General features: G+C 51.3%; 13 protein-coding genes. 7 read left to right on the top strand and 6 right to left on the bottom strand.

Annotation, left to right across the window (positions count from 1 at the left end):
• Positions 1-151: 151 nt before the first annotated feature.
• The 6 genes from hupB to bolA form a co-directional block, all read right to left on the bottom strand.
• On the bottom strand, positions 152-442 hold the full coding sequence (gene hupB / locus N0B36_RS01100) for a nucleoid-associated protein HU-beta (RefSeq protein ID WP_219352570.1): 291 nt from the start codon (positions 440-442) through the stop codon (positions 152-154).
• A 190-nt stretch (positions 443-632) separates the two neighbouring features.
• Positions 633-2,987, bottom strand: coding sequence for an endopeptidase La (lon, locus tag N0B36_RS01095; protein ID WP_016152052.1), 2,355 nt, complete (start codon positions 2,985-2,987; stop codon positions 633-635).
• Between the two features lie 184 nt (positions 2,988-3,171).
• Positions 3,172-4,446 (bottom strand): ATP-dependent protease ATP-binding subunit ClpX, encoded by a 1,275-nt coding sequence (gene clpX / locus N0B36_RS01090; RefSeq protein WP_003831013.1) that lies wholly within the window; start codon positions 4,444-4,446, stop codon positions 3,172-3,174.
• Positions 4,447-4,572: 126 nt separating this feature from the next.
• A complete protein-coding gene (gene clpP, locus N0B36_RS01085; RefSeq protein WP_003021624.1) occupies positions 4,573-5,196 on the bottom strand; it encodes an ATP-dependent Clp endopeptidase proteolytic subunit ClpP in 624 nt (207 codons plus the stop codon).
• Positions 5,197-5,443: 247 nt separating this feature from the next.
• Complete coding sequence (tig, locus tag N0B36_RS01080) at positions 5,444-6,742, bottom strand: trigger factor (protein ID WP_003021622.1); 1,299 nt, start codon at positions 6,740-6,742, stop codon at positions 5,444-5,446.
• A 344-nt stretch (positions 6,743-7,086) separates the two neighbouring features.
• Complete coding sequence (bolA, locus tag N0B36_RS01075; protein WP_016152051.1) at positions 7,087-7,404, bottom strand: transcriptional regulator BolA; 318 nt, start codon at positions 7,402-7,404, stop codon at positions 7,087-7,089.
• 306 nt (positions 7,405-7,710) lie between these two features.
• Here bolA and N0B36_RS01070 point away from each other — a divergent pair, with 306 nt between their 5' ends.
• From N0B36_RS01070 to cyoE, 7 genes are all read left to right on the top strand, one after another.
• On the top strand, positions 7,711-8,289 hold the full coding sequence (locus N0B36_RS01070) for a lipoprotein (protein ID WP_016152050.1): 579 nt from the start codon (positions 7,711-7,713) through the stop codon (positions 8,287-8,289).
• Between the two features lie 44 nt (positions 8,290-8,333).
• Positions 8,334-9,809: a muropeptide MFS transporter AmpG gene (ampG, locus tag N0B36_RS01065; RefSeq protein ID WP_259685570.1), complete on the top strand. Its 1,476-nt coding sequence runs from the start codon at positions 8,334-8,336 to the stop codon at positions 9,807-9,809.
• Positions 9,810-10,268: 459 nt separating this feature from the next.
• Positions 10,269-11,216, top strand: coding sequence for a cytochrome o ubiquinol oxidase subunit II (gene cyoA / locus N0B36_RS01060; RefSeq protein ID WP_003847580.1), 948 nt, complete (start codon positions 10,269-10,271; stop codon positions 11,214-11,216).
• 19 nt (positions 11,217-11,235) lie between these two features.
• Positions 11,236-13,227: a cytochrome o ubiquinol oxidase subunit I gene (gene cyoB / locus N0B36_RS01055; protein ID WP_003831008.1), complete on the top strand. Its 1,992-nt coding sequence runs from the start codon at positions 11,236-11,238 to the stop codon at positions 13,225-13,227.
• A complete protein-coding gene (locus tag N0B36_RS01050) occupies positions 13,217-13,831 on the top strand; it encodes a cytochrome o ubiquinol oxidase subunit III (RefSeq protein ID WP_003831007.1) in 615 nt (204 codons plus the stop codon). The genes cyoB and N0B36_RS01050 overlap by 11 nt, the downstream gene beginning before the upstream one ends.
• Positions 13,831-14,160 carry a cytochrome o ubiquinol oxidase subunit IV gene (locus tag N0B36_RS01045; protein ID WP_003831006.1) on the top strand — a complete coding sequence of 110 codons (330 nt, stop codon included), beginning with the start codon at positions 13,831-13,833 and terminating at the stop codon, positions 14,158-14,160. The genes N0B36_RS01050 and N0B36_RS01045 overlap by 1 nt, the downstream gene beginning before the upstream one ends.
• An 11-nt stretch (positions 14,161-14,171) precedes the next feature.
• Positions 14,172-15,062 carry a heme o synthase gene (cyoE, locus tag N0B36_RS01040; protein ID WP_003831005.1) on the top strand — a complete coding sequence of 297 codons (891 nt, stop codon included), beginning with the start codon at positions 14,172-14,174 and terminating at the stop codon, positions 15,060-15,062.
• Positions 15,063-15,098: the final 36 nt, after the last annotated feature.

The following is a 15,098-nucleotide window of genomic DNA, read 5'->3' as shown; positions in this document are numbered from 1 at the left end:
TTCCTGAACGCTGCGTACAAAGGCCTATTGTGACAAGAAACAGGGGCAATTGTCAGCCCACAACGCGTAGAAAGTACCGGAATTACAAATAAAAAAGGCACATCAGTCGATGCGCCCTTGTACTTCGTCACATCCCCAAAGGGGAAATCACTTAGTTTACCGCGTCTTTCAGTGCTTTACCTGCACGGAAGCCCGGTACTTTAGCCGCGGCGATGGTGATCTCTTTACCTGTTTGCGGGTTGCGACCAGTACGGGCAGCACGCTCTTTAACGGCAAAAGTACCAAAACCTACCAGCGCTACGTCATCACCTTCTTTCAGAGATTCAGTAACAGAAGCAATAATTGCATCTAACGCACGTCCAGCCGCAGCTTTAGAGATATCAGCCCCTGCAGCAATTTTGTCGATCAGTTGAGATTTATTCACTCTTCTCTTCCTCTTTATAATTTATATCGCACCTGAATCCTTCAAAGTGCGAACGCGCAGCAGTTATATCAGGCCTGCCATGCCCTTACAACACCCGTTAATGATGGCAAGCCTAATCCGTCATCTAAATTAGCTATACAAAAAAAGGCTGGCAAGTCCGAAATGGCCTGCCAGCCCTGTTTTTATTAGTGCTCTTTGCGCGAGGTCACTATTTTGCGGTCACAACCTGCATTCCGGAGGGCTCATTTTGCAACGCGAGCGTCAGAACCTCCTCAATGCGTTTCACCGGATGGATGTCCAGATCGGCAATTACGTTGTCCGGAATCTCTTCCAGGTCACGTTTGTTTTCGTCTGGAATTAAGACCGTTTTAATACCACCACGGTGTGCCGCCAGCAGTTTTTCTTTCAAACCACCAATAGGCAGAACCTGGCCACGCAGGGTGATCTCGCCGGTCATCGCCACGTCGGCGCGAACCGGGTTACCGGTCAGACAAGAAACCAGCGCGGTACACATGGCAATACCTGCACTCGGACCGTCTTTCGGCGTCGCCCCTTCAGGTACGTGAACGTGGATGTCGCGTTTTTCGTAAAAGTCTGGATTAATACCCAGTTTTTCCGCACGCGCGCGCACCACGGTCAGCGCAGCCTGAATGGATTCCTGCATGACTTCACCCAGAGAACCGGTGTAGGTCAGCTTGCCTTTACCTGGTACGCAAGCGGTTTCGATGGTCAGCAGATCGCCGCCCACTTCCGTCCATGCCAGACCGGTTACCTGACCAACGCGGTTTTCGTTGTCCGCGCGGCCATAGTCAAAGCGCTGTACGCCCAGGTAGTCGTGCAGGTTGTCACCATTGATCTCAATATGTTTCAGCGACTTGTCGAGCAGCAGCTGTTTCACCGCTTTACGGCACAGTTTGGAAATTTCACGCTCCAGACTACGCACGCCAGCTTCACGGGTGTAATAACGAATAATGCCCACAATGGCGCTATCGTCGACCGTCAGCTCGCCTTTTTTCAGCGCGTTACGCTCAATCTGTTTCGGCAACAGGTGACGTTTAGCAATGTTCAGCTTCTCGTCTTCGGTATACCCGGACAGACGGATCACTTCCATACGATCCAGCAACGGTGCGGGAATATTCATGGAGTTAGAGGTCGCAACGAACATCACGTCGCTGAGATCGTAGTCCACTTCCAGGTAATGATCGCTGAACGCCACGTTCTGCTCTGGATCCAGCACCTCAAGCAGTGCGGAAGCCGGATCGCCACGCATGTCGGAAGACATTTTGTCGATCTCATCAAGCAGGAACAGCGGGTTTTTAACGCCCACTTTAGCCATTTTCTGGATCAGTTTACCCGGCATCGAACCAATATAGGTCCGGCGGTGACCGCGAATTTCAGCTTCATCACGCACGCCGCCCAGCGCCATACGGATGTATTTACGTCCGGTTGCTTTAGCGATGGACTGTCCCAGAGAAGTTTTACCTACCCCCGGCGGCCCAACCAGGCACAGGATCGGCCCCTTGATTTTATTCACACGGCTTTGAACCGCGAGATACTCAAGAATACGGTCTTTGACGCGTTCCAGACCGTAATGGTCAGTATCGAGGATTTCCTGAGCCTGACGCAGATCTTTTTTGACCTTGCTACGCGCATTCCACGGCACCTGAACCATCCAGTCGATGTAGCCACGGACTACGGTCGCTTCCGCTGACATCGGAGACATCATTTTCAGCTTCTGCAGTTCTGCTTCCGCTTTCTCTTTTGCCTCTTTCGGCATTTTCGCCGCGTCGATTTTACGCTTCAACGCTTCGTTTTCGTCCGGCGCATCGTCCATCTCGCCGAGCTCTTTCTGAATGGCTTTCATCTGCTCGTTCAGATAGTACTCACGCTGGGATTTTTCCATCTGCTTTTTCACGCGGTTGCGAATGCGTTTCTCAACCTGCAGCAGATCGATTTCAGATTCCATCATCGCCATCAGATATTCCAGACGTTCGTTAACGTCGGACATCTCCAGTACGGACTGCTTGTCAGCAAGCTTCAGCGGCATGTGCGCAGCGATGGTGTCCGCCAGACGTGCAGGATCGTCAATGCTGTTCAGCGACGTCAGCACTTCGGGCGGGATTTTCTTGTTCAGCTTGATATAGCCTTCGAACTGGCTGATAGCGGTACGCACCAGCACTTCCTGTTCGCGCTCATCAATAGCAGGCGAGTCAAGGTACTCCGCTTTCGCAGAGAAGTGCTCGCCGTTGTCAGACAGCGCTGAAATACGCGCGCGCTGTAACCCCTCGACCAGCACTTTTACGGTGCCGTCAGGCAGTTTCAGCATCTGCAAAATAGAGGCCACGGTCCCGACGGTGAAAAGATCGTTTACACCCGGCTCATCCGTTGACGCTTCTTTCTGGGCAACCAGCATGATTTTTTTATCATGGTCCATAGCCGCTTCCAGACAACGGATAGATTTTTCCCGCCCTACAAATAAGGGTATGACCATGTGCGGATAAACCACCACATCGCGCAACGGCAATACGGGGATTTCAATGCGTTCAGAACGCTCAGGATTCATAGAGCTCTCTCTTAGTTTAGTTTCCGCCAGGTAATCAGGTGGTACGACTGTGCTCCACACCACCTTTAACATGTATGTCAGTATATGGGGATGTTTCCCACACATTCAACGCCATGTTTACGGAAAAATAAAAGGGGAGATAAAATCCCCCCTTATTAATTAAATGTCTGTATGAATTGATGAATTATTCGCCAGATGCCTGCTGCGCTTCCGGCTTACCGTAAATCAGCAATGGCTTGCTCTGGCCGCCAATCACCGACTCATCGATCACCACTTTTTCGACGTCTTCCATAGAAGGCAGATCGTACATAGTGTCAAGCAGTGCGGCTTCGACGATAGAACGCAGACCACGAGCACCGGTTTTACGTGCCATCGCTTTTTTGGCGATCGCATCCAGCGCTTCCTCACGGAATTCCAGATCAACACCTTCAAGATTGAACAGCGCCTGGTACTGCTTGGTCAGGGCATTTTTCGGCTCTTTCAGGATCTGGATCAGCGCTTCTTCACTCAGTTCGCTCAGCGTCGCTACAACCGGCAGACGCCCGATGAACTCAGGGATCAGACCAAATTTGATCAGATCTTCCGGCTCCACCTGCGACAGCAGTTCACCTTCACTGGCTTTATCAGACTGCGCTTTTACCGTTGCGCCAAAACCAATGCCGGAGCCCGTTTCAACACGGTTAGCAATGACTTTATCCAGACCGGCAAAGGCACCGCCGCAGATAAACAGGATCTTGGAGGTATCAACCTGCAGGAATTCCTGCTGAGGATGTTTACGCCCCCCCTGCGGTGGAACGGCAGCAACCGTACCTTCGATCAGTTTCAACAGCGCCTGCTGTACGCCTTCGCCGGAAACGTCACGGGTAATGGACGGGTTGTCAGACTTACGAGAAATCTTGTCGATTTCATCGATATAGACGATCCCACGCTGTGCTTTCTGCACGTCGTAATCGCACTTCTGCAGCAGTTTCTGAATAATATTTTCAACATCTTCACCCACATAACCAGCTTCGGTCAGCGTGGTGGCATCGGCCATAGTGAACGGAACGTCCAGCAGGCGTGCCAGCGTTTCAGCCAGCAGCGTTTTACCGGAACCCGTCGGGCCAATCAGCAGGATGTTACTTTTGCCCAACTCAACGCCATTGCTGGTGTCGCCGTTGCGCAGACGTTTGTAATGGTTGTATACCGCGACCGCCAGCACTTTCTTCGCCTGCTCCTGACCGATAACGTAATCGTCCAGGTGGTTGCGAATTTCATGCGGCGTCGGCAGCGCACTGCGTTCACGGTGCGGTGCTACTTCCTTAATCTCTTCGCGAATGATGTCGTTACATAAATCAACACATTCGTCGCAGATATACACGGATGGTCCGGCAATCAGCTTACGCACTTCATGCTGGCTTTTGCCGCAAAAAGAGCAGTACAACAATTTGCCCGAGCCATCTTTGCGTTTATCTGTCATGGGTCAAAACCTCTTCTTTGTTCTTTGTGCCGCACACGACGACGCAAATGCCATTCTCAGGCGCAAGACGCTAGTCAGCGTTGTGCCGCTCCAGGTAATTATAGCGGTACACCTGCGCGCTGGGCATTAATTACGATGGGTCAAAATCGAGTCGACCAGACCGTACTCTACCGCTTCAGAAGCGGAGAGGAAGCGATCGCGCTCGGTATCACGTTCAATCTGCTCAAGAGATTGACCCGTATGATGCGCCATAAGTTCGTTCATGCGCCCTTTTACCTTCAGGATTTCACGGGCATGAATTTCAATATCCGTTGCCTGGCCCTGGTAACCGCCCAGAGGCTGGTGGATCATGACGCGAGAGTTAGGCAGGCAAAAACGTTTACCTTTCGCCCCGGCAGTCAGCAGGAACGCGCCCATTGAGGCCGCCTGGCCCATACAAATGGTGCTGACGTCCGGCTTAATAAACTGCATGGTGTCATAGATAGACATCCCGGCAGTGATCACTCCACCAGGGGAGTTGATGTACAGGTAGATATCTTTTTCTGGGTTTTCTGCTTCCAGGAACAGCATCTGCGCCACGATCAGGTTAGCCATATGGTCTTCGACCTGGCCGGTCAGAAAAATGACGCGTTCCTTAAGTAGACGAGAATAGATATCAAAAGAGCGCTCACCACGTGAGGTCTGTTCAATGACCATCGGCACCAGCGCCATATGGGGTGCAAAGTTATCTCGTTCGCCGCTGTATGACATTTCCGTCTCCTGGATAAAATTTGAAAAAACCTGCTGTGCTGATTGTAACCTTATGGACGGATTATCAGCTAGTCCCTCAGTAATGGGTACGACATCGCCATAATTCAAGCATAACAATCTTTTGTTGTAACGCTAACACTGAAACGCTGTTTTCGCACTCTTCCCATGCAAAATCCGTGACAAAAAAAAACCCGCCACCAAAAGGTGACGGGCTTGCGTACGAAATTCGTGCTAAATAAGCGACGAATTACGCCTGCTGGTTCATCAGCTCGTTGAAGGAAGTGGCTTTTTCAGTCACTTTCGCTTTCGCCAGAACGGCTTCAACAGCCTGCTCTTCCAGAGCGACGTTACGCATGTTGTCCATCAGCTCTTTATTTTTGCTGTAGAACTCAACAACTTCTTTCGGATCTTCGTAAGCAGAAGCCATCTCTTCGATCAGGCCTTTAACGCGATCTTCGTCAGCTTTCAGCTCGTTGGTACGAATCACTTCGCCCAGCAGCAGACCTACAACTACGCGACGCTTAGCCTGTTCTTCGAACAGTTCACGCGGCAGTTCCAGAGCTTGTTTTTCGTTGCCGCCAAAACGCTGTGCAGCCTGACGACGCAGAACGTCGATTTCGCTGTCGATCAGAGCAGCCGGAACGTCGATGTCGTTAGCTTTTACCAGACCTTCGATCGCCTGAGATTTAACGCGGTTACGCACAGCGCCTTTCAGCTCGCGTTCCATGTTTTTACGTACTTCAGCGCGCAGACCCGCTACGGAACCATCTTCAACGCCGAAACGTTTGATGAATTCTTCAGTCAGTTCCGGCAGTTCGCGCTCTTCAACTTTCTTCAGGTTGATAACGAACTTAGCGGCTTTACCTTTCAGGTTTTCAGCGTGGTACTCTTCCGGGAAGGTCACATCGATAGTGAACTCTTCGCCAGCTTTGTGGCCTTTAACGCCTTCTTCAAAGCCTGGGATCATACGACCCTGGCCCATCGCCAGTACGAAGTCAGACGCTTTGCCGCCTTCGAACTCTTCGCCGTCTACAGAGCCGGTGAAGTCGATGGTTACACGGTCTTCTGCATCTGCAGCGCCGTCTTTGTCTTTCCAGGTAGCCTGCTGCTTACGCAGGGTGTCCAGCATCACGTCAACGTCAGCGTCGGTGACTTCAACAACCGGTTTTTCAACTTCGATTGCTTCCAGGCCAGTCAGCTCAACTTCCGGGTAAACTTCGAACTCTACCGCGTAAGTAAAATCTTCACCCAGTTTGTATTCGCCCGGAACGTAGTTCGGTGCGCCAGCCGGATTGATTTTTTCTTTGATGATCGCGTCAACGAAGTTGCGGCTCATCAGGTCGCCCAGAACGTCCTGGCGAACAGACGCGCCATAACGCTGAGCAACAACATTCATCGGTACTTTTCCTTTGCGGAAACCGTCAATACGCACTTTCTTCGCTACGTTGACCAGCTCGCTTTTCACAGCGGTCTCGATGCTGTCAGCAGCGATAGTAATCGTTACACGGCGGCCAAGGCCTTGAGTGGTTTCAACTGAAACTTGCATCTTGTTACCTCAAAAAATCACAGTGCTCGGTCAACTCTTCTCCGCAAGCACAGGTTGTTGGCTTCGCGGAACTGGGATGTTCTCATAAGCAATCACATTCCCTGTCGTCAGAATCATCCCGAAGACATTCCGAAAAATAAGACGCGCATTATAGCGGCATCACTTTTATGAGTCGAGAACGGTTATCGCGCGTTGCTGCGGCTTTTTTCACAATTCCCGGCTAATTTTTGTCTGAATACTGTACGACTGCCCCAGAATTCAGACAAAACAAAACGGCCCGCAGGCCGTTTTCACATAATCTGTAGCAACATACTGGAAAAGCGTCGGTTGTTGCAAATCCGTTTTTACGCGATGCTTCCCGCCCCACGACACGGAGGCGATGCAAAAATCGTATCCTGCAACGCTTCCCACTCCTTAATGGTGTAGGTATGCAGGGCAAGTGCATGAACGGTTGTGGAAAGCTCCACCGTTAAGGTGCTGTAAATCATCCGATGACGATTCAGAAAACGCTCACCTGTAAAGCGATCGCTAACCAGCACAACCTTAAAGTGGCTTTCAGAACCTGCCGGGACATTGTGACGATAGCTTTCATCCACAACTTCGAGGAACACGGGTTGGAACGCTGCCCTTAATTTTTCTTCTATTTGCTCACGAATCATCATGAAGTTTTTCCTCCGACAACGCTGAGATGTCACCCATCCCTTTAAATACTAGCCGCTTTTACCGCTTTCATTACACCTTAGCAACAAAAAATTAGCGTTTGTCTGATTTTCTCAGCCAAATGGATGAAGTTCACTAAATCCTCACTTCGATTTATTGCAAAAAGTCCGTTTATGGTCTCCACAAAGACATAAAACTGACAACACAATGAATTTACATGCGTTACCCACTTCCCCTCATCGTTGGCGATGTTATGATGGCGGGAATTTTCTCCAACCATACAATTTAGATTCGCTGAGAGCCCTGGCATGTTTAAAAAAATCCTCGTCCCGTTTGTCGCGCTGTTTATGTTAGCTGGATGCGCAACGCCGCCGACCACTATTGAAGTTTCCCCGAAAATTACCCTGCCACAGCAGGACCCGAGCCTGATGGGTGTGACCGTTAGCATCAATGGTGCCGACCAGCGTCAGGATCAGGCGCTGGCAAAAGTTACCCGTGACAACCAGCTTGTTACCCTGACCGCGTCCCGCGATCTGCGCTTCCTGCTGCAAGAAGTACTGGAAAAACAGATGACCGCACGCGGTTATATGATTGGGCCAAACGGTGCTGTTAACCTGCAAATCATTGTTAGCCAGCTGTATGCAGACGTGTCCCAGGGTAGCGTGCGCTATAACATCGCCACCAAGGCAGACATCGCCATCATTGCGACTGCTGCTAACGGCAACAAGATGACCAAAAACTACCGCGCAAGCTATTCTGTTGAAGGCGCACTGCAGGCCTCTAACAAAAATATCGCTGACGCCGTTAACAGCGTGCTGACCGATACCATCGCTGATATGTCTCAGGACACCAGCGTTCACGATTTCATCAAGCAGAACGCTCGTTAATTTCTGCCCATATGGCCCGGCGTTCGTCGGGCCTATAGAAGCCCATGTCCAGTCATTACTTACGTATTTTTCAGCAACCACGTTCAGCTATCCTGCTCATACTGGGATTCGCCTCCGGTTTACCACTCGCTCTGACCTCGGGTACGCTTCAGGCATGGATGACGGTCGAGAATATCGATCTTAAAACCATCGGTTTCTTTTCTCTGGTCGGCCAGGCCTACGTGTTTAAGTTCCTCTGGTCTCCGCTAATGGACCGCTACACGCCGCCGTTTTTAGGTCGACGCCGTGGTTGGTTGCTGGCAACTCAGGTGCTGTTACTGATTTCTATCGCCGCGATGGGCTTTCTGGAGCCTGGCACGCAGCTACGCTGGATGGCCGCGCTTGCGGTGGTGATCGCGTTTTGCTCGGCATCGCAGGATATCGTCTTTGACGCATGGAAAACCGACGTGCTACCCGCCGAAGAACGCGGCACCGGCGCGGCTATCAGCGTGCTGGGCTATCGTTTAGGGATGCTGGTTTCCGGTGGGCTGGCTCTGTGGATGGCCGACCGCTGGCTGGGCTGGCAAGGAATGTACTGGCTGATGGCGGCGCTGCTGATACCTTGCATCATTGCTACCCTGCTAGCGCCCGAACCGACTGATGCCATTCCGGTGCCCAAAACGCTGGAGCAGGCGGTTGTGGCCCCTCTGCGCGACTTCTTTGGTCGTAACAATGCCTGGCTAATTCTGCTGCTTATCGTTCTGTATAAGCTCGGGGATGCCTTTGCCATGAGCCTGACTACAACCTTTTTAATCCGCGGCGTCGGATTTGATGCGGGTGAAGTAGGCGTGGTGAATAAAACGCTCGGACTGCTGGCAACCATCGTTGGCGCGCTGTACGGCGGGATCCTGATGCAACGCCTTTCGCTGTTTCGCGCATTGCTGATTTTCGGCATCCTGCAGGGGGCGTCGAATGCGGGCTACTGGTTATTGTCCATCACTGAAAAACACATGTTCAGTATGGCCGCCGCCGTCTTCTTTGAAAACCTGTGTGGTGGCATGGGTACGGCAGCGTTTGTCGCCTTATTAATGACGCTGTGCAATAAGTCCTTCTCAGCGACCCAGTTCGCTCTGCTCTCCGCGCTTTCCGCCGTTGGTCGCGTTTACGTTGGCCCAGTAGCAGGTTGGTTTGTCGAAGCGCATGGGTGGCCAACGTTTTATTTGTTCTCTGTGTTTGCCGCTATCCCCGGCCTCATACTGCTGCTGGTTTGTCGTCAGACTCTGGAACATAGCTGGCAAAATGAGAGCTTCATTCCGCGCACGGAATTTCGTAGCGCGTACAGCCTGGCATTAATGACGTTGGTTGCGGGCTGCTGTCTGCTGGTGGTTTGGCTGCTGCTATTAACCATGAACGCGCTGGATTACACCCACTTCTCCTTCCTGCCGGAACTGCTGGAAATCTCGGTGGTGGTCGCGGTCTGCGGGGTCGTTTTTGGTGGATTGCTGGATTATCTGGCACTGCGCAAAACCCGCCTGGCGTAAAAATCCACATTAATATCGCCGTTGTAATCACCCTGCGTAATTATAACGGCTAAATAAACAACAATTACTAAAAATATTATTTGTTATTTTGTGCGCCAAAGAATTTGGAAATTATTGACGCCTTTTATATATACTATTTCCCTTACTCGATTCAGCCACTACAGATTTATTTTTTGTTCTTCAATTGTCTTTTTATTGATAATCAATTGTTAAACAATTGTTTTATTTTCGTATTGGTTATACCAATTGCCCTCAGCACGTCTCCCGCTTGCCCGCTTTCGTTATAACGTGATGTTGCAACAGGTTCTTAAAGTCAAAACGACATATATTGCAACATATGTGACATGCCCGGCAGAACCCAGTAACACAGATCCAAGGATGTTTACAGTAATGTAACCTTCCCGTAAAATGCCCTCACACTTTAAACGCCACCCGGTCCCGTGGAATTGAGGTCGTTAAATGAGACTCAGGAAATACAATAAAAGTTTGGGATGGTTGTCATTAATTGCAGGCACTGCATTACTCAGTGGCTGTAATTCTGCGCTGCTTGACCCTAAAGGACAGATTGGACTGGAACAACGTTCTCTGATACTGACGGCATTTGGCCTGATGTTGATTGTCGTTATTCCTGCCATCTTGATGGCTGTTGGTTTCGCCTGGAAGTATCGTGCAAGCAATAAAGATGCGAAGTACAGCCCGAACTGGTCACACTCCAATAAAGTGGAAGCTGTGGTCTGGACGGTGCCGATCTTAATCATCATTTTCCTTGCCGTACTGACCTGGAAAACCACTCACGCTCTTGAGCCAAGCAAACCGCTGGCGCATGACGAGAAGCCCATTACCATTGAAGTGGTTTCCATGGACTGGAAATGGTTCTTCATCTATCCGGAACAAGGTATCGCTACCGTGAATGAAATCGCCTTCCCGGCGAATACTCCGGTTGAGTTCAAAGTGACGTCCAACTCCGTGATGAACTCCTTCTTTATCCCGCGTCTGGGTAGCCAGATTTATGCCATGGCCGGTATGCAGACTCGACTGCATCTGATCGCCAACGAAGTCGGTACTTATGATGGTATCTCCGCAAGCTATAGCGGACCAGGCTTCTCCGGTATGAAGTTCAAGGCTATCGCAACAAAGGACCGCGCCGAATTCGACCAATGGGTTGCTAAAGCTAAACAGTCCACGAACACCATGAGCGACATGGCTGCGTTCGAAAAAGTGGCTGTGCCAAGCGAATACAACCAGGTGGAATACTTCTCCAACGTGAAACCAGATTTGTTTAAAGACGTTATTAACAAATTTATGGCTCACGGTAAGAGCATGGACATGACCCAACCCGAAGGTGAGCACAGCGCACACGAAGGAATGGAAGGCATGGACATGAGCCACGCGGAATCCGCTCACTAAGGGGCCGAGGAAGAATACGATGTTCGGAAAATTGACGCTGGATGCAGTGCCGTTCCATGAACCAATTGTCATGGTTACGATCGCTGCCATTATCATCGGTGGTGCGGCCTTACTGGGCCTAATCACTTACTTCGGTAAGTGGACCTACCTGTGGAAAGAGTGGCTAACTTCGGTTGACCACAAACGCCTTGGCATCATGTATGTCATTGTCGCAATCGTCATGTTGATTCGTGGCTTTGCCGACGCCATCATGATGCGTAGTCAGCAAGCGCTGGCTTCTGCAGGTGAAGCGGGCTTCCTGCCACCTCACCACTACGACCAGATCTTCACGGCTCACGGCGTGATTATGATCTTCTTCGTGGCAATGCCATTTGTTATCGGTCTGATGAACCTGGTGGTTCCGCTGCAGATCGGCGCACGTGACGTTGCATTCCCGTTCCTGAACAACCTGAGCTTCTGGTTCACCGTTGTCGGCGTAATCCTGGTTAACCTGTCTCTGGGCGTGGGTGAATTCGCACAGACCGGTTGGCTGGCGTACCCGCCACTCTCGGGAATAGAGTACAGTCCAAGCGTCGGGGTCGATTATTGGATATGGGCAGTCCAGTTGTCCGGTATTGGTACAACCCTAACCGGGATCAACTTCTTTGTGACCATCATTAAGATGCGTGCGCCAGGAATGACCATGTTCAAGATGCCGGTATTTAGCTGGGCATCGCTGTGTGCGAACATCCTGATTATCGCGTCTTTCCCAATCCTGACGGTTACCGTCGCGTTGCTGACCCTGGATCGCTATTTAGGCACCCATTTCTTTACCAACGATATGGGCGGCAACATGATGATGTACATCAACCTGATTTGGGCCTGGGGCCATCCGGAAGTGTACATTCTGGTTCTGCCGGTCTTCGGTGTGTTCTCCGAAATCGCTGCAACCTTCTCACGTAAACGTCTGTTTGGTTACACCTCACTGGTGTGGGCAACCGTGTGTATCACCGTTCTGTCGTTCGTTGTTTGGCTGCACCACTTCTTCACCATGGGTGCAGGCGCTAACGTAAACGCCTTCTTCGGTATTACCACCATGATTATCGCCATCCCGACCGGGGTGAAGATCTTCAACTGGCTGTTCACCATGTACCAGGGTCGTATCGTATTCCACTCAGCGATGCTGTGGACGATTGGCTTTATCGTTACCTTCTCAGTCGGCGGCATGACCGGCGTACTGCTGGCGGTTCCGGGTGCGGACTTCGTGCTGCACAACAGTCTGTTCCTGATTGCGCACTTCCATAACGTTATCATCGGCGGCGTCGTATTTGGATGCTTCGCAGGTATGACCTACTGGTGGCCAAAAGCGTTTGGCTTCACGCTGAACGAAACCTGGGGTAAACGCGCATTCTGGTTCTGGATCATCGGCTTCTTCGTGGCGTTTATGCCGCTGTATGTGCTGGGCTTTATGGGGATGACCCGTCGCCTCAGCCAGCAGATTGACCCGCAGTTCCATCCGATGCTGGTCGTTGCCGCCTGCGGTGCCGCGCTGATTGCATTGGGTATCCTGTGCCAGCTGATTCAGATCTTCGTTTCTATTCGCGACCGCGAGCAGAACCGCGACCTGACCGGTGACCCATGGGGTGGTCGTACGCTGGAGTGGGCAACCTCTTCCCCGCCTCCGTTCTACAACTTTGCCGTTGTGCCGCACGTTCATGAGCGTGATGCCTTCTGGGAAATGAAAGAAAAAGGTGAAGCGTACAAGCAGCCTGCGCACTATGAAGAAATTCATATGCCGAAAAACAGCGGTGCCGGTATCGTCATTACCGCCTTCGCAACACTGTTTGGTTTCGCCATGATCTGGCATATCTGGTGGCTGGCGATTGCAAGCTTCGCAGGCATGATTATCAGCTGGATTGTGAAAAGCTTTGATGAAGACGTGGATTACTACGTGCCGGTCCCGGAAGTCGAAAAACTGGAAAACCAGCATTTCGATGAGATTACTAAGGCAGGGCTGAAAAATGGCAACTGATACTTTAACGCACGCGACTGCCCACGCGCACGAACACGGGCACCACGATGCAGGCCAGACCAAGATCTTCGGATTCTGGGTCTACCTGATGAGCGACTGCATTCTGTTCTCTATTTTGTTTGCAACCTATGCCGTTCTGGTGAACGGCACCGCAGGTGGCCCAACAGGTAAGGACATTTTTGAACTGCCGTTCGTTCTGGTTGAAACATTCCTGCTGTTATTCAGCTCTATTACTTACGGCATGGCGGCGATCGCCATGTACAAGAACAACAAGAGCCAGGTTATCTCCTGGCTGGCGTTGACCTTCTTGTTCGGTGCCGGATTCATCGGGATGGAACTCTATGAATTCCATCACCTGATTGTTAACGGTATGGGTCCGGATCGCAGCGGCTTCCTGTCTGCGTTCTTCGCGCTGGTCGGCACGCACGGTCTGCACGTCACCTCCGGTCTTATCTGGATGGCGGTGCTGATGGTGCAAGTTGCTCGTCGCGGCCTGACCAGTACTAACCGTACCCGCATCATGTGCCTGAGCCTGTTCTGGCACTTCCTGGATGTGGTGTGGATCTGTGTGTTCACTGTTGTTTATCTGATGGGGGCGATGTAATGAGTCATTCTAACGAGAGCGGCGGCGCATCCCATGGCAGCGTAAAAACCTACATGACAGGTTTTATCCTGTCGATAATCCTGACGGTTATTCCGTTCTGGATGGTCATGACAGGTTCTGCCTCTCCTGCCGTCATTCTGGGAACTATTCTGGCAATGGCAGTGGTACAGATTCTGGTGCACCTGGTGTGCTTCCTGCACATGAATAGCAAATCTGATGAAGGTTGGAACATGACAGCCTTTGTCTTTACTGTGCTAATCATCGCCATCCTGGTTGTGGGCTCCATCTGGATTATGTGGAACCTTAACTACAACATGATGATGCACTAAGAGCGGCGATTATGATGTTTAAGCAATACCTGCAAGTAACAAAACCAGGCATCATCTTTGGCAACCTGATCTCGGTGATTGGGGGATTCCTGCTGGCCTCGAAAGGCAGCATTGATTATCCCCTGTTTATCTACACGTTGGTTGGGGTGTCACTGGTTGTGGCGTCGGGTTGTGTATTTAACAACTACATCGACAGGGATATCGACAGGAAGATGGAGAGGACCAAAAACCGCGTGCTGGTTAAAGGTCTGATTTCCCCTGCGGTCTCGCTGGTATACGCCACCCTGCTGGGTATTGCTGGCTTTATGCTGCTGTGGTTTGGCGCGAACCCTCTGGCCTGCTGGTTGGGGGTAATGGGCTTCGTGGTCTATGTGGGCGTCTATAGCCTGTACATGAAGCGCCATTCCGTTTATGGCACGCTGATTGGCTCACTCTCCGGCGCTGCGCCGCCGGTGATTGGCTACTGCGCCGTAACCGGTGAGTTCGATAGCGGCGCGCTGATTCTGCTGGCTATTTTCAGCCTGTGGCAGATGCCGCACTCTTACGCGATTGCGATTTTCCGCTTTAAGGATTATCAGGCAGCCAACATCCCGGTACTGCCGGTGGTGAAAGGTATTTCGGTCGCGAAGAACCATATCACGCTGTACATCGTGGCGTTTGCTATCGCCACGCTGATGCTCACCCTGGGCGGCTATGCTGGTTATAAATACCTGATTGTTGCTGCGGCGGTGAGCGTCTGGTGGTTGGGCATGGCGCTGCGCGGTTATAAAGTGGAAGATGACAGGGTCTGGGCGCGCAAGCTGTTCGGTTTCTCCATCATCGCCATTACCGCGCTTTCCGTGATGATGTCCGTTGACTTTATGGTGCCAAACTCGCAGAACCTGCTGACTTACGTCTGGTAACGATCTGCTGGTACGAAAAGGGTGCCTCCGGCACCC

This window comes from Citrobacter sp. XY323 (assembly GCF_025106035.1).
Taxonomy (GTDB): domain Bacteria; phylum Pseudomonadota; class Gammaproteobacteria; order Enterobacterales; family Enterobacteriaceae; genus Citrobacter; species Citrobacter braakii.
This window is presented reverse-complemented; position numbering and strand designations above follow the sequence as displayed.